Origin of the sequence: Pseudoflavonifractor sp. AF19-9AC (assembly GCF_003478995.1) — a bacterium.
Classification (GTDB): domain Bacteria; phylum Bacillota; class Clostridia; order Oscillospirales; family Oscillospiraceae; genus Lawsonibacter.
The window spans coordinates 24,810-41,429 of record NZ_QUGI01000012.1; the positions used below are offsets into that span (position 1 = coordinate 24,810).

Annotated in this window: 11 protein-coding genes; 7 read left to right on the plus strand and 4 right to left on the minus strand. The window is 57.4% G+C overall.

Annotated features, from left to right (window positions below; translation table 11 throughout):
• Nucleotides 1–80 precede the first annotated feature (80 nt).
• From DWX58_RS14890 to DWX58_RS14905, 4 genes are all read right to left on the minus strand, one after another.
• Nucleotides 81–2,075, minus strand: coding sequence for a DUF4118 domain-containing protein (locus tag DWX58_RS14890; protein ID WP_118645338.1), 1,995 nt, complete (start codon nt 2,073–2,075; stop codon nt 81–83).
• 632 nt (nt 2,076–2,707) lie between these two features.
• Complete coding sequence (locus DWX58_RS14895; RefSeq protein ID WP_118645341.1) at nt 2,708–3,556, minus strand: MurR/RpiR family transcriptional regulator; 849 nt, start codon at nt 3,554–3,556, stop codon at nt 2,708–2,710.
• Between the two features lie 151 nt (nt 3,557–3,707).
• The gene (locus DWX58_RS14900; protein WP_243093565.1) at nt 3,708–5,009 is read right to left on the minus strand and encodes an enolase C-terminal domain-like protein; all 1,302 of its coding nucleotides are present in this window, start codon (nt 5,007–5,009) and stop codon (nt 3,708–3,710) included.
• Nucleotides 5,006–6,424 carry a DUF4147 domain-containing protein gene (locus DWX58_RS14905; protein WP_118645347.1) on the minus strand — a complete coding sequence of 473 codons (1,419 nt, stop codon included), beginning with the start codon at nt 6,422–6,424 and terminating at the stop codon, nt 5,006–5,008. The genes DWX58_RS14900 and DWX58_RS14905 overlap by 4 nt, the downstream gene beginning before the upstream one ends.
• A gap of 352 nt (nt 6,425–6,776) precedes the next feature.
• On the opposite strand from DWX58_RS14905, the gene DWX58_RS14910 reads away from it, so the two are divergent.
• From DWX58_RS14910 to DWX58_RS14940, 7 genes are all read left to right on the plus strand, one after another.
• The gene (locus tag DWX58_RS14910) at nt 6,777–8,852 is read left to right on the plus strand and encodes a hydantoinase/oxoprolinase family protein (protein ID WP_087397113.1); all 2,076 of its coding nucleotides are present in this window, start codon (nt 6,777–6,779) and stop codon (nt 8,850–8,852) included.
• On the plus strand, nt 8,849–10,555 hold the full coding sequence (locus DWX58_RS14915) for a hydantoinase B/oxoprolinase family protein (RefSeq protein ID WP_118645349.1): 1,707 nt from the start codon (nt 8,849–8,851) through the stop codon (nt 10,553–10,555). The genes DWX58_RS14910 and DWX58_RS14915 overlap by 4 nt, the downstream gene beginning before the upstream one ends.
• Nucleotides 10,556–10,605: 50 nt before the next feature.
• Nucleotides 10,606–11,574 (plus strand): aldo/keto reductase, encoded by a 969-nt coding sequence (locus DWX58_RS14920; RefSeq protein WP_118645352.1) that lies wholly within the window; start codon nt 10,606–10,608, stop codon nt 11,572–11,574.
• A 19-nt stretch (nt 11,575–11,593) separates the two neighbouring features.
• Nucleotides 11,594–13,039 carry an aldehyde dehydrogenase family protein gene (locus tag DWX58_RS14925; protein WP_118645355.1) on the plus strand — a complete coding sequence of 482 codons (1,446 nt, stop codon included), beginning with the start codon at nt 11,594–11,596 and terminating at the stop codon, nt 13,037–13,039.
• A gap of 105 nt (nt 13,040–13,144) precedes the next feature.
• Nucleotides 13,145–14,479 carry a sodium/glutamate symporter gene (locus DWX58_RS14930; protein WP_118645358.1) on the plus strand — a complete coding sequence of 445 codons (1,335 nt, stop codon included), beginning with the start codon at nt 13,145–13,147 and terminating at the stop codon, nt 14,477–14,479.
• Nucleotides 14,480–14,558: 79 nt separating this feature from the next.
• On the plus strand, nt 14,559–16,394 hold the full coding sequence (locus DWX58_RS14935; RefSeq protein WP_118645361.1) for an NAD(P)-binding protein: 1,836 nt from the start codon (nt 14,559–14,561) through the stop codon (nt 16,392–16,394).
• A partial coding sequence (locus DWX58_RS14940; RefSeq protein ID WP_147382284.1) for a 2Fe-2S iron-sulfur cluster-binding protein occupies nt 16,388–16,620 on the plus strand: 233 nt, incomplete at its 3' end. The genes DWX58_RS14935 and DWX58_RS14940, both read left to right, overlap by 7 nt.

Sequence of the window (16,620 nt, forward strand, 5' to 3'; positions counted from 1 at the left end):
CCGGAGTTATAAATAGGGATTAAGGAAAACAGCTCGACATTAACGTAGCGTTAATGTCGAGCTGTTTTCGGGAGGCACCTTTACTCCGCAATTCGGGTCTGCGCTTGAAGCTCTGCCCGGTTTCGTTCTTCCTGCAGCCGGATTCGCTCCTGACTCAAACCACATTCACTCAGAATCGCAATCATCAGATTTTTCTCAAATGCATCCGGGACAGAATATCCCACAATAGGAATTCCCACAATGCCCATCACGCTTTGCATTCCTCGCACCGACAGAAACAGCCATTTGGCGTCAGGCAGTGTATTCGTAGTCGCCCCTGCATGCTTATTGTTTTTCTGTACCCACTTGGCCACACCCAGATCTTCTGAATTTAATCCGGCCAACACAGCCGTTTCATCTTCCGGCTCAATCCGGAAATTTAAGGGTCCTCCCGCTTTATTCAACGTGTAAAGAACGGGCCGGTCAAACATCCGATTCAGCTGCTCCGCCGCAATGCGCAGACAATCCCACTCCGTATGTCCCTTTTGCAATTTCTGACTGCTCTCCAGCAACAGCTCTGTATAATAGCTTTTTTCCGCAGCCAAGCGCGCCTGCGCTTTTACCCGGCTGGCCAAGGAACTGGCAATCATACTGGAACAGAGCATAATCAGAAATGTGACCGGGTAGCTGGGGTCATAGGCTTGAAAGGTAAACCGAGGAACGGTAAAAAAGAAATTGAACGCGGCAACGCTTAACATAGACGCAATCGTTCCATAAAAATGGCTGCCCGTCCAAACGGCTGTAAGCAGCACCCCCAGAATATACACCGGAATCATGTTTGACTCGCTGAATCCCGCATAGAAAAATCCCAGGCCCACCACAGTGGATACGGCCAGAGATAGCAGCATAATGCCAGTATCCTTCCAGCTAAAACGCGGGCTGGACATCCGAATTCTGCCCATACGCTTTTTATACAAGGGCTGATGATCCGGGATAATATAGATATCCAGCTCCGTTAATTCAATCAGCCGATCCGCCAAGCTCTTCTTCCCAGTAAGAAAATTCTGCTTGTGGTTCATACGGCCCATCACGATTTTAGTTACACCGCTGACCCGAGCATATTCCGCAATTTGCCCCGCAGGGTCCGCCCCATAGACGGTGGCAATCTGCGCTCCCAGCTCTTCGGCCAAACGCAGATTGCTGCGAAGGCGTTTCAGATTTTCTCCCGAAAGCTCCTTCGTTTCCGGTGTCTGCACAAACAGTGCGGTAAATCCACTATGGAAGGCTTCCGCCATACGCGCTGCTGTCCGGATTACCTTGGCATTGGACGGAGCGGAGGACAGACAAATCAAAATGTGTTCTCCCGCCTTTGCGCTTTTTCCCTTCCCCTCCTGAAGGGCTGTGTGATTCAGCTGGTCTGCGGTACGACGCATCGCGATTTCACGCAGAGCGGCCAGATTCTCTGGGGTAAAAAAATTCTGAAGGGCCTGTTCTGCCTGGCGCTGCCGATATACTTTCCCTGCCTGAAGCCGCTTTACCAATTCATCGGGCTCAAGATCCACTAGTTCGACTTGGTTGGCCCGGTCAAAAACATGATCCGGGATCCGCTCATTCACTGCGATTCCCGTAATCGACGACACCAAATCGTTCAGCGACTCCAGATGCTGCACATTTACTGTGGTATACACATTGATCCCGGCTTGAAGCAATTCCTCCACATCTTGATACCGCTTTGTGTGGCGGCAGCCCTGTACATTCTGGTGGGCCAACTCGTCTACCAGAATCAGCTGCGGCTTTCTTTGCAGCGCTTGATCCAGGTCAAGCTCCTTTAGTTTGATTCCTCGGTAGTCGATCTCTTTGCCGGGCAAGACCTCCAGTCCATTCAGAAGTGCCAGTGTGTCCGGTCTGGCATGGGGCTCTACATAGCCCACCACAACATCAATTCCCTCTTTTTGCGCCTGATGGGCCGCCTCCAACATGGCGTAGGTTTTCCCAACACCTGCCGCATAACCAAAAAATATCTTTAATCTCCCCGGAGAAACCAGATCTTTGGAAAAAGCTGACGCATATTCCAGGCCTCTTTTTTCTTCCTCCATATGCCTTTTCCTCCTGTCCATCATTGGGAATACACAATTTGTTGTTATCGTATCATGAGTGGTACAATGAACTTATAAATAATCTGCCGATGCGATTAAGATGGAATAAAGGTCCTAAAATGCCGAATACCAAGACCATACAGGACAAGGAGGCAGCCACCATAGGCAGCTTTACGGAAAAGACAATGCAGCAGAAAGAAAAAAGCGCACCAGACAGGAACCGCTTCCTATCTAGTGCGCTTGTATTGTGTTCGCTCTTTTCCCGCAGCTGAAATGATTCACACAGTTTAAAAAACAAAAAATCCTCGAAAACCGAAATTCTCGAGGATTTTTGGAGCTGCTAGGCAGATTCGAACTGCCGACCTCATCCTTACCAACTGGTTGGGAGCCTTCCATCCCTTGATTTTCAACGCTTTCCGGCCATTTTTGCTCCAAAAGGATGAGGCCGGCGGCACTCTTTGTTCCGTTGGTTCCGTACAGTCCTTTCCCCGTGTGGGTCAGCGTGTGGGTCAAACATAGGGAGCCTCTGTTTCTGGAGAGCTCCAGATATTTTTATTGCTCCTCCTGCGCCCGTTCCCGGTTATAGGAAAACTAGTCCATACAAAGTTTTCCGAGGCTATTTCCCTTTCATTTTAAATACCCAAGAAAAATCCTTGACCCAGTAATTCCTCTGTATTCGCCAAAGTATCCATTGCATGATCGTGATCCTGCAGTGCAACTGCCGCTAAAAGATAATTGCAGACACAAAACAAGGCCGTCAATGAGCTCTTATACGATACACCTGTTGTCTGACAAGGTAAAATGATATCTCCGTACGGGTGAATCTCCTTGTTTCCCGCTTTGGTAAACAAAATGACTTTAATTCCTTTTCGTTTGATCCACGAAACCAAATTGGCCGTCATTTTTGAATAGCGGGGAGTCAAAAATGCAATGCAGATATCCTCAGGCTGGATTCCTATGACCTGCTCGGGATAGGCCATGGAAATCCCGTCCACCAAGTGTACTCCGGGCTTAATCTGTCCCAAGCGGTACCCCAAATAGTGAGCCACAGAAAAGTTGCCGCGAATTCCAATGATATAGACATTTCTTGCCTGAACAATAGAGGACACCGTTTCCGACAAAACCGTTTCAGATAAGACAGACAAGGTCTCTTGAATATTATCGACATCCGTCTGAAATGTACGCAGGAGCAGGTGGTTATCCCCTTCTGCCTGTATGGAGCTTTTGAGCCGTTCCGGTAAGCTGGCTTTTCCCAAAATACTTTGCTGCAGTTCCTGTTGCATATCGCCGTAACCCTGATAGCCGATGCTGCGGGTAAATCGAATCACGGAGGTGGTGCTGACCCCAATCAGATCTGCCAACTCCTCCAGCCTTTTAAACGGAATCGTATCCAGATGTTCCAGAAAGTAATCTGCGATGGTCCGCTGGATGTTGGTCAAATGCTCATACGCATTTCGGATCTGCTGTTGGAAATCTGTCATAGAACCCTATCCTTCCTGATGCAGCGTCACTTTCCCGATCAGCCGCAAACACCGTCTCTGCTAGAAATGATAGCTTAATTATAGCGTATTTTATCGTTTTTGACAAGAGAGTCCGAGGTTGCGGCAAATTTTTTAACGGTTCTGTGCGTTTTTAAGCGTGTTGGAGGCAGAGCGGACGGAATATCTCCGTCAGATTCCACAGATGGCTGGCGGGGTTGTCGCTGCTGGCGCGGAGCAGGGAGTTGATTTTGTCCAGCCGCTCTCCGGACTTGGGTGCCCCGTTTTTGGAAATGGGTGCCTCCAGGGCCAGCGCCAAGTCGGCCACAATATCGCCCACAGCCCCGCCGGAACGGCCGGAGGGGATGGTAAGCAGACCGCTGCTCTGGGCGTAGGCGTGGGTATCCAGGGCCTCAGTGATGGTGCCCACCTGGTTGGGTTTTAGGATGAATCCGTCCAGCGCATGGCACTCATAGGCCTTCTGGAGCCGCCGGCGGTTGGTCACAATGAAATCGTCGCCGATCAGCTTGACCCCCTTCAGCTTCTGATGGGCCTGAACAAATCCATCCCAATCGTCCTCCGCCAGCAGATCCTCAATGAACAAGATGGGATACTTCCGAATCAGCTCGGCGGCGTGGTCGATCAGCTCCTCTCGAGAGACCCGGCGGGAGCCGTAGAGATAGGTATCCGTGTGTCTGTCGTACATTTCGCTGGAGGCGCAATCCAAGCAGTAGGCCATTTTATCCGCGCAGCCGCACTCCTCCACCGCCTGAGCCATCAGCTGCAGGACAACATCGGGGTCATCGCTAGGAGCCGCCCAGCCGTAGGACCCGCCCAGGAAGGGCTTTTTGCCTCCCAAATACCGGCTGATCACCTGTTCCAGGCGTTGATAGACCTTCACCGCCAGTTCCACGGCCTCCTCCACCGAGTCGGCCTTCCAGGGGGCCAGCATGAATTCGTTAAAGGGCTGAGTCAGCTGGGGATAGCGTCCGCCGTTAATCACATTGAAGGTAGGCAGAGGGATGTTGGTCAGCGCTCCTCCCCGAAGATAGCGGTACACCGGCATCTTGTGGGCAGCAGCCGCAGCGCGCAGGCAGGCGATGGAGACGCTGTAAATGGAGTTGCCGCCCAGTCGCTCCTTGTTCTCCGTTCCGTCCAGCTCCAGCATACGCTGGTCAATTGCCCGCTGATCGGCTGCATCCATTCCAAGCAGTGCCGGAGCAATGACCGTTTCCACTGTATTTACGGCCTTGTGGACACTCAAGCCGTTAAACTCGTTTACATCATAGTCCCGGAGGACAAATGCCTCATGGGCTCCTACCGAGGTTCCGGTGGGCGCGGCGCCCCGGCCCATGCTGCCGTCCTGCGTAAACACGTCCACCTCCAGCATGGGTCGCGCTTTGCAGTCCAATACCTGACGGGCGGAAATTTTCTGAATTACGGTATTCATCATCATTTCTCCTCTTCCTTCTCTGGAACGGGTACATACATAATATTCAGATCACACAGGTTGGTGCCGGTATTGCCGGTCATGACTACGCAGCCCGCAGCGGAGAGCGCCTCAAAGCTGGCATGCCCCCGCAGAGCACCGTAGATGTCCACGCCGGCTCTCTCCATATCCGCTAGGCTGTCAGAATCGGTGATGCCGCCCGCGCATACGGTGGTGCCGTCCGTCCCCTCGGTATCAATGGAGAGCAGACAGGCACCCCTGGTTTTTGCGGCGGACACCGCAAAGCTGAGTGCCATCTCCTGGGACGGTCCGCCATGCCCGGTAATAACACAGTCCTCCGGAATGGTGGTGACCGACTCCCCTACGGATATGAGGGCGCAGGGGGGCGGCACCGGGCGGTGATAGGCCTGTATTTCTCTGGCGATGGCGGCCATCAGCGTCCCCATATCCCTGGCCTCTCCCTCGATGAAGGTAGAGAGCACCACCGTGCGCAGGCCCAGCTGTTCCGCCGCGCGCTGTGCGGCCGCAGCGCTGTCCGGCAAGGTGTTGATTTGATAGTATGTATTTTGGGGAAAGGCTTTGGGCGTCTCGCCGGCAGGGCCGCAGGAGGCGAGATACCGGGTCACGGACGCTGGCAGGCGGCTGTGGAGATCGTACTTTTCGATGCAGGCCAGAGCGTCCTGAAGGGTGGTCTGGTCCGGGCCCATGGGCGTGCCGCAGTAGTGCTCCCAAGGCATGGAAATGTCCCTGGTGGGCGGATTGGACACGGAATCGCTGATGTTGAAGCCGATGAGTTCCGCCCCCCGGTCCGCAATCCGCTGGGCCATCCTGCCTCCGTTCATGCGGGAGATGTGGCGGCGCACCGCGTTGATCTCCAGGATTCCGGCGCCGGATTTCAGCAGAATATCCGTGGTCTTTTGCTCATCCTCTAGGGAAATTCCGTCCACCGGACAGCTCATCAGTGCCGACGAGCCTCCGCTCATCACACACAGGAATAGATCCTCCGGCCCGGCCCGGTCAATGAGGTCCAAAATCTCCAGGCAGGCCTCGTAGCCGGCCTGGTTGGGAATCGGATGTCCGCCAATCCGAACCCTGGTACGCACAAACCGGTCCCCAGGCTCCAGAATTTTGACCACCGCGATCCCGTCGGTCAGGCGCTCGCCCAGCGCATCCTCCACCGCCATAGCCATGGCGTTGCACGCCTTTCCCGCACCGATGAGGTAGACGTTTCGCTTGCGGTCCAGATCCCAACAGCGATCTCCAATCCTCAGCAGATTTCCCTCACATTTTAAAATGGAGCGAATCCGCCCGTAGGCATCCAGTTCTTCCAGCGCGGCGTCAGTAATATCAAGAACTGTCTGCCGGGAACGCCGGTGTCCGTGCGAAAGAAGCTCGCTGCGATTTTTTATTTTTTCGCCCATAAAGAAACCCCCATACAGCAGTATTCGCTAGGTCAAAAAATGTTTCTTCTCATACATTTTGTAGATCAGGCACCCTGGCGCAGCGTATTCCCCCCTATTTTTTCCTTTAAGAGGTTCTGCGTTATAGGATATTTGCTCGGCAAAAAAAGTATATCATAGTACATTTTCGCATTCAATACGGCAATATGGCTAGTTTTGTTTTGGCTATTTTGTTTAATTTATTGTTTAATATCCAGATTGAATATATTGACATACGCAAAATTCATGATATATACTGTACGCATAGGTCAGTATTGTATGTATATATTCAGACGAACCATATAATTTTAAACGGTCAAAGGAGTGTGAGCCAATGTATCGAATCGGTATTGACGTAGGTGGTACCTTTACCGATGTCACGTTGCTGAACTCAGAAACAGGAGCCTACTACACCTATAAGCTTTCCTCCACTTTGCATGACCAGTCAGAAGCAATTGCAAACGGGACAAAAGAGACTCTGGCGCTCTACGGGGTCCCGGTGGAGCAGCTGGAGTATTTTGGCCACGGCACCACGGTTGCAACCAACATGATTATTGAGCGCAAGGGCGCGAAGACCGCTCTGATCACCACAAAGGGCTTCCGGGACCTGCTGGAAATCGGCCGTCAGACACGCCCCTCCCTGTATGATATTATGGAGGACAAACCAGAGACCCTGGTGCGCCGCGCGCTTCGCTGCGAGGTGGACGAGCGCACCATGGCCGACGGCACCATCCTCCGGAAGGTAAATCGGGACGAGGTGCTGCGGGTACTCAGCCAGCTGAAGGGAAAGGGTGTGGAGTCGCTGGCGGTATGCTTCCTGTTCTCCTTCCTGAACCCGGAAAACGAGCGAATTGTAGAGCAGTGCATCAAGGAGACCTGGCCCGAGGTCTACTGCTCCGTCTCCTCCACCATTCTTCCGGAGTTCCGGGAGTTTGAACGTCTCAGCACCACGGTGATCAACTCCTATCTGGGCCCCCGGATGAAGATGTACATCCACAACCTGCAGGATCGCATCCGCCAAGTGGGTGTCAGGGTGGAGCCCTACATCACCCAGTCCAACGGCGGCGTCATGTCTATCTCCTCCACCATTCAGACCCCTGTCCAGACGGCCCTGTCCGGCCCAAGCGCAGGGGTCATGGGCGCCATTTACATTGCCAAGGCGGCGGGGTTCCAGGACATCATCACCTATGATATGGGCGGAACCAGCACGGATGTGTCCCTGGTAAAGGGTGGAATCGCGGAATACACTACCAAGCGCAAGGTGTGTGGCCTGCCCTCCGGCGTGCCCATGATCGATGTCCACGCGGTAGGCGCCGGCGGCGGCTCCATCGCCCACATCGACAACGCGGGCGCACTGAAGGTGGGGCCAGAGAGCGCGGGCGCCAATCCCGGGCCGGTAGCCTATAACCTGGGCAATGAACAACCCGTGGTCACCGATGCCAATCTGGTGTTGGGGCGGATCAATCCCCACTACGTACTGGGCGGCCGGCTGAAAATCGACGCCCAACTGTCCCGGGCGGCCATGAAAAAGCAAATCGCCGACCCTATGGGGCTCTCCGTGGAGGCAGCGGCCCAGGGCGTCATCAGCGTCGTCAACTCCAACATGGCCCGGGCCATCCGTGTGATTACCGTGGAAAAAGGCCATAACCCCTCTGATTTCACCCTGGTGGCCTACGGCGGCGCCGGTCCCCTCCACGCCGTCCACCTGGCCCAGGAGATGGGCATCCGCACGGTGCTCATCCCCCCCGCCCCCGGCGCTCTGTGCGCTCTGGGTCTGCTGACGGCAGACATCAAAAAGAGCTATGTGAAAACCGCCCTCATCCCCTACGACCAGGCGACGCCCGAGCAGATTAACCAGGCAGTTCTGCCGCTGATGGAGGAGGGTAGCCGGTGGCTGGCCTCGGAAAACGTCCCGGAGCAGCGGCGCCAGTTCCACAACGTGGCCGAGATGCGGTACGTGGGACAAAACTACGAGCTCCAGGTGGAAATTCCCGCCGGTCTGGTGGATCAGGCGGACCTGGACCGAATGAAGGAAGATTTCTTCCGGGCCCACGAGATGAACTACGGCTATTACAATCCCAACGCCCCCGTTCAGTTTGTCAACTTCCGCAGCGAGGCCATCGGTCAGGTGCAGAAGCCCCGACTGGCCGAGCTGACTGAGCACATGGAGACTCCCTCCGGAGCGGTGATAGACCATCGGGATGTCTACTTCGAGGAGTCGGGTCTGGTTCGCTGCCCCGTCTACGACAGAAGCAAATTCGGCCGCTGTCCCCGCGTGGACGGCCCGTGCATTGTGGAGCAGATGGACTCCACCACAGTCATTCCGCCCAACACCTGGTTTGAGGTAGATATCCACGGCAATCTGATTGTAAATGCCTTTGGCGACGGGAAAGGAGGCGACGAGGCGTGAAAATTGACGGTATCCTGCTGGAGGTCATTGGAAACACCTTTATGTCCATCGCCGAGGAGATGGGCGCAGTCCTGGTCAAGTCCGCATATTCCACCAACATCAAGGAGCGCAAGGACTGCTCCTGCGCGCTGTTCGACGCGGAAGGGCACACCATCGCTCAAGCCGAACATATCCCCATGCACCTGGGCTCCCTGCTGGGCCTGATCGGAGAGATCAAAAAGAATTTCACTCCCGACCAGATCCATCCCGGAGACATGTTTATCGCCAACGACCCCTATAACGGCGGCGGCACCCACCTGCCCGACATCGCCGTGGCCTCCCCCGTCTTTTACGAGGGCAAGGTAGTGGCCTATGTTGCCAACATCGCCCACCACAACGACGTGGGTGGCCGAGTCCCCGGCTCCAACGCCGCCGACTCCGACTCCATCTACGCCGAGGGCATCCGGATTCCCCCGGTGAAGATTTTCCAGAAGGGGGAGTTGGTGGAGGACATCCTCAACCTCATCCTCCTCAACTGCCGGGTCAACCACATCCGCCGGGGCGACTTGAACGCCCAGTTTGCCTGCAACCGCAAGGGCGTGCAGCGGGTGGAGGATGTGTGCACCCGCTACGGCACCGCCACTGTCACCGCCTGCATGGAGGAGCTGCTGGACTACTCCGAGCGGAAGATCCGCATGGCTCTGGCGGAGATTCCCAACGGCGTGCACACCTTCTCCGACTATCTGGACTCCGACGGCGTGGGCAGCGGCCCCATCAAGTTGTCTGTCACGGTGGAGATCAAGGATCAGGACATTGCCCTGGACTTTACCGACAACCCGGACCAGGTAAAGGGCGCCATCAATCTCCCCCTGTCCGCCCTTCGGGCCGCCGTCTACTACGGTGTGCGCAGTATTGTGGACCCCTCGCTCCCCGCCAACGGAGGGTACTACCGGGCCATCCAGATCAAGACGCGTCCGGGCTGTATCCTGGGCTGCACCGAGCCGGCCGCCTGCGCCGGCCGGAGCGATACCGCCCAGCGGGTGGCGGATATGGTGTTTGGGGCCATGTCCCAGGTTGTGCCCCACAAGGTGATGGCGGGAAGCAACAGCTCCATCACCGGCGTCTACTTCGGCGGCGTGGATCCCAAGACCTATGAGTACTACGTCTATATGGAGACCTTCGGCGGCGGATCCGGCGCCCGGTTCAACAAAGACGGTCTGAGCTGCGTCCAGGTTCACATGACCAACACCTCCAACCTCCCCATTGAGAGTATGGAGATCGAGTTCCCTTATATGGTGGAGCAATATACCCTGGTACCCGATTCCGGCGGCCCGGGCAAATTCCGCGGCGGCCTGTCCATGCGCAAGGATATTCGGGTCCTGGGCCACGACAGCCAGTTTACCATTAAGGCCGACCGCCAAAAGACGCCGCCCTGGGGTCTGTTCGGCGGAAAGCCGGGCCTGCCCGGTGTCATTACCATCTACCCCGGAACAGAGGAAGAGGCGGTCATTGACTCCAAGAAGTCCGGAACGACCCTGAAGGCCAACGGGGTGCTCCGCTGCCAGATGCCGGGGGCCGGCGGCTACGGGGATCCTATGGAGCGGGATCGCGCCCTCATTGTCCACGATTTGGAGGAGGGGTATATTACGCCGGAGAGTGCGCTGAGAGACTACGGACTGACGGAGGACGAGCTGGAACAAATTGACGTATTTGGGAAGGCATAAAAAACGCTTTGTTTGAAATCTAAGACAAAAACTGGAAGGGAGTGCTTTGTATGCGTTACAAGAAATTCGGCAGTACAGGAAAGGATGTTTCCGTTTTGTGTCTGGGCACCTGGGCGCTGGGCGGCAAGCAGTTTGGCGCCGTTACCCAGGAAGACGCCGTAGCGGCGGTGCACGCCATGATTGACTGCGGCGTAAACATTGTGGATACCGCCCCCATCTACGCCTCCGGCGGCTCTGAGGAGATTCTGGGCAAGGCCCTGCAGGGCGGATACCGGGACAAGGTATTTCTGATCACCAAATTTGGCAGTGAGTTTGTGGATCCCAATGACAGTGACAAGGGTACCATTAAGGATTCCAGCCGCAAAAACATGCTGAAGTCCATTGACGCCAGTCTGAAGCGGCTCCAAACCGATTACATTGACGGCTACCTGATGCACTGGGATGACCGGGTGGGGACCCCCATTGAGGAGACCATCGGCTGCATGAAGGAGCTGAAGGACGCGGGGAAGGTGCGTTTCCTGGGTATGTCTAATTTGGAGCGCGACCTGGCAGACCGCCTGCTGGCGGACGGCGTTCTGGATATTGTCCAGTATCCCTACAATATGGTCAACCGCACCAAGGAGGATGTTCTGAAGTACTATGCCGGCCAGGGATGCGGCACAATGGGCTACGGCTCTCTGGGCGGGGGCATCCTCACCGGCCAGTTCCGGGAGGTGCCCACCTTTGGCCACGGCGATATGCGCGCCTCTTTCTACGGCCCCATGTTCACCGAGCCCGGCTTCTCCCAGATCCAGGCGCTGCTGAAGGTCATGGACGGCATTGCCGAGGCCCACAGAGCCACGGTGGCACAGGTGGCCATTAACTGGGCCCTTGCCCATGACTACATGCACACCGTCCTCACCGGCGTGGGCAACGCGGCGGAGGCGGAGGAAAACTGTGCCGCCGCCGCCTGGGAGCTGACCGCACAGGAAAAGCAGGCGCTGGACGAGGCCATTTCCAAGATCCACATTTACAGCTGAGAAAAAGGGGGGCAACCTTATGTATTCCCTTCCAACCAATAACTTTCTCCAGTACATCAACGGCGAACTGGTCGCCGGCCAGGGGAGAACGACACAAATTTGCTGTCCGGGCAACGGGGAACCGGTGGCCCAGGTGGCCCTGGCCTCCCGGGAGCAGGCTCAGCTGGCTCTGGAGGCCGCCCGTGACGCCTTCCCCGCATGGAGCGGGCTGACCCTGGAGGAGCGGGGCGCCTGGATGATGAAGCTGCGGGACGCCGTACTTCAGGAGAGTGAGAACCTCCTGACGCTGCTCATGCTGGAGAGCGGGAAGCTGCGTTCCCACGCGGCCTTTGAGACCGGCAGTCTGACCGGCTACCTCAGCTTCTTCCTGGAACAGGCGAAAAGCGAGCATGCCCAGGGCATTCGGGACGCCGCCGGCGGAAAAAACATGTTTCTGGCCGTGCGGGAGCCCGTGGGGGTGGTGGTGGCCGCGCTGGCCTGGAATTTCCCCATGCACAACCTGGCCACCAAGCTTGGTCCCATTCTGGCGTCGGGATGTACCGCCGTCATTAAACCCGCCACCAAAACGCCCCTTTCCACCCTCTACTTCGGCGAAATTCTGCACCGCATTGGATTTCCGAAGGGCGTAATCAATTTTGTGGCCGGGGATGCCAAAGAAATCGGGACCACGCTGTGTGAGAGTCCCATTCCCGCTATGATTACCATGATCGGCTCCACCGCCGGCGGTCTGCGCATGGTGCGGGATTCTGCCACCAGCGTGAAGCGCTTCTCCATGGAACTGGGGGGAAACGCCCCTGTCATTGTGACGCCTTCGGCAGACCTGAGCGCCGCCGCGGCCCATGTGATCGGGAACAAAATGCGCTGCGCGGGTCAGACCTGCGTGGCGCCCCAGCGGGCCTTCGTTCACCGGAGCGTGTACCGGGAATTTCTGGCGCTGTGCACGGAGATTGCCTCGGGAGCGAAGTGCGGCACGCTGGATGAGCAGGCCAACACCGGTCCGCTGATTGACGAGGCGGCGGTTGCCCGGATGGAGCAGCTGGTGGCGGACGCGGTAGAGAAGGGGGCCAGTGTGGCGTGCGGCGGAACCCGGCCCGCAGACAAAGCGTCCGGATTCTATTTCCTGCCCACCATTCTTACCGGCGTCACCACGGATATGCGGGTGTTCCGCGAGGAGGTCTTCGGCCCCATTCTCGCCCTTCTGCCCTATGATACGGAGGAGGAGGCCATCCGCTTGGCCAACGACACCGAATACGGCCTCTCCTCCTACATCTGGTCCACCGACCTGAGCCAAGTCTACCGGCTGACCCGCGGTCTCCAGTTCGGCATCGTCAATGTAAACGGCCCCGGAACCGGACCGGCGGTTCCCCACGGCGGCTGTAAAAACAGCGGAATAGGGAAGGACGGAAGCCGGTATTCCCTGGAGGAATACACCTATATCAAGGGCATAAGAATGGCAATTTCCTGAGTTTTGGAACAAAGAACTTTAAATTTACCGGGAACCGGCACGGATGCTGGGCCTTACAGCCCACCGGTGCCGGCTCCCACTATTTTCTATGTAGGAGGGAAGAATATGACTTTAATGGATGTCGCCCATGACTTTGCAGTTATCAGCATTCTACTGGCCATCGGATATTTTCTTCGCATGAAAGTCAAATTGTTTCAGTGTCTCTTCCTCCCCGCATCCATCATCGGAGGCCTGGTAGGTCTCATAATCGGGCCTCAGATTCTGGGGCTGTACTCGCCCGTACATATGACCTATACCGCCAGCATCAGCGAGTGGTCCGGCGTGCTGCTGGCCGTCACCTTTGCCTGCTCGTTTTTGGGCGAGTCCATGGAAAAAATCACCAAGCAAGCGGTGGCGGCAACCCTGGTGGGCGGCGTCGCCCATCAGGCTCAGGCAGTTCTGGGTATGATTGTGGCCTTCTTCTTTCAGGCCGTTGTTCCCATTGGCTTCGGACTGATTCCGCTCTTTGCCCTTTACGGAGGCATTGGCTGGTCTGTTCCTGTCGCGACCATCTTTGAGGAGGAGGGCTATTGGACCAATGCCGTGCCGGTCGCTATCACCATCGCCACCATAGGCGTGGTCTGCGGAATTGTGTTCGGCATTGTAATGGTCAATATTGGCATTCGGAAGGGCCTGATTAAGCACACCACCGCTTCGTTGGCCGATTTGCCCGAGGAGTTCCGTACCGGATACATTGCCCTTGGAAAGCGGCCCTCCATTGGAAGCGCGGTGTCCAAATCCTCATCGGTGGACCCGTTTACCCTTCAGCTGGCCTTTGTGGGTCTTGTTGTCGCCTGTGCCCTTTGGCTCCGAAACTTTTTAATCAGCATTGATCCGTTTTGGGAAAATCTTCCTCTTTTATCCACTTCCCTGTTCTGCAGCGGCGTATTTGGAATCATTATCGGCCGAATTCCCGCGCTTCATCGGTTTATTGACCGCGACACCATTGAGCGTATTTCCAATGTTTCTCTGGAGTACCTTATCACTTCTGCTGTGGCCACCACTTCAATCGAGGCCTTTGTCTCTTATCTGCTGCCTATTGTGGTCATTTCCGTGGTGGTTATTGCCGCAACAACCTGGGTCTCCATTTTCTTTTCCAAGCGCTGGTGTCCCCAGGATTGGTTTGCTTCCGCCGTGGCGCAGTACGGTGCCTACATGGGGTTGCTCTCCACCGGCCTGCTACTGGCAAAGGTAGTAGATCCGGATCATAAAACAGTAGCCGCCGAAACGGTTGCAGCGTCCTGCACCCTAGGCTACAGCTATTCGCTCCCTTATCTTCTTATTATGCCTATGCTGGTTATCAGCAATCCTAAGCTGGTCTTCGGCATCAGCGTTGTTCTGTTAATCGTCTTCCTGATTGCCGGAGAAGTATTTCGAAAGAGGGCAAGAGTGTCTAATTAGTTGCGGCCATAAGCACTAATGCTGATTTGAGCAAGCGTACCATGTTGTTGCAAATCCGCGACAAGGAGGAGCATTTACATTGAGTCGATTAGCTATTGAGACCCCCGGCCAGACCCAGACCGTACTGAGCGGCCTGTACCGGGATATGGGCCGGCGCATCAGCGCCAGCCAGCCCGGGCTGTGCCCGGTGGACATGTCGCTGAACTTTCTGCGGCTGTGCCATGCCCAGACCTGCGGCAAGTGCGTGCCCTGCCGCATCGGGCTGGGCCAGCTGGCCGTACTCATTGAGCAGGTGCTGGACCGCACCGCCACCCTGGAGACCATCGACCTCATTGAGCGCACCGCCCGGGTCATTGCCGACTCGGCGGACTGCGCCATCGGCTTCGAAGCAGCCAATATGGTGCTGCTGGGCATTCGGGGCTTCCGGGAGGACTATGAGGAGCACATCCTCCACGGCCGGTGCATCTGCGGGCTAAGCCACCCGGTGCCCTGCGTGTCCACCTGCCCCGCCCACGTGGACATCCCCGGCTACGTGGCCCTGGTCCGGGAGGGGCGGTACGAGGACGCGGTGCGCCTCATCCGTAAAGATAACCCCTTCCCCGCCGTGTGCGCCTATGTGTGCGAGCACCCCTGCGAGGCCCAGTGCCGGCGGCGGATGGTGGATGACAGCGTGAACATCTGCGGGCTCAAGCGCTACGCCGTGGACCACTCCCCCGACCTGTCCGCGCCCTCCAGGGCGGCTGACACTGGGAAGCGGGTGGCCGTCATCGGCGGCGGTCCCGGCGGCCTCACCGCGGCCTACTACCTGTCCCTCATGGGCCACAAGGTCACCGTGTATGAGCAGCGCCCCAAACTGGGCGGCATGCTGCGCTACGGCATTCCCGACTACCGCCTGCCCCAGGATGTGCTGGACCGGGATATCACCCACATTCTCTCCACCGGCATCACCGTCCGCACCGGCGTCTCCATCGGCCTGGACATGGACATGGAGGAGCTCCAGAAGCGCTATGACGCGGTGTATATCGCCATCGGCGCCCACACCGACAAGAAGCTGGGGCTGGGGGGCGAGGAGGCGGAGAACGTGGTCAGCGCCGTGGAGCTGCTGCGCAACATCGGCGAGGGCCGGGTGCCCGACTTCACCGGCAAGCGGGTATGTGTCATCGGCGGCGGCAATGTGTCCATGGACGCCACCCGCACCGCCCTGCGCCTGGGGGCCCAGCAGGTCACCTGCGTGTACCGCCGCCGGGTGGAGGACATGACCGCCCTTGCCGAGGAGATTGAGGAGGCCATGGCCGAGGGCTGCCAGATTCTGCCCCTCCAGGCCCCCGCCCGCATTGAGGCCGGTCCCGACGGCAAGGTGGCCGCCCTGTGGACCCGTCCCCAGCTCATCACCTCCTACGGGAAGGACGGACGGCCCCGCCCCGTGGACGCGGACCAGAAGGAGTTCCGCATCCCCTGCGACTACGTTATCGTGGCCATCGGCCAGGCCATCGTGGCCCAGCCCTTTGAGGCGGTGGGCGTTACCACCCGCCGGGGTGCCATCCAGGCCGACCTCACCAGTTCGGTGCCCGGGGTGGACAACGTCTTTGCCGGCGGCGACGCCGTTTCCGGTCCTGCCACCGTCATCCGCGCCGTGGCGGCGGGCAAGGTGGCTGCCGCCAACATCGACAACTTCCTGGGCTTTGACCATAAAATGCACTGCGAGGTGGACATTCCCCCTGCCCACCTGACCAACACCCCGCCTTGCGGCCGGGTCAATCTGAAAAACCGGCACCTCAACGACTACCGGGGCAGCTTCGAACTGCTCAAGGAGGGCATGAGCTGTGAGGAGGCGACCCAGGAGGCCAGCCGCTGCCTGCGCTGCGACCACTTCGGCTACGGAATCTTCAAGGGAGGGAGGAGCAGAGAATGGTAAACCTCACCATTGACGGCCGCCCCGTCCAGGTGCCCGAGGGCACCACCATTCTGGAGGCCGCCCGGCAGGCCGACATCCACATCCCCCACCTGTGCTACCTGAAGGGCATCAACGAGATTGCCGCCTGCCGGGTGTGCTGCGTGGAGGTGGAAGGCGAGCGTGCCATGGTCACCGCCTGCAACAACCCCGTTCAGGAGGGCATGGCCGTCCACACCAACTCCCCCCG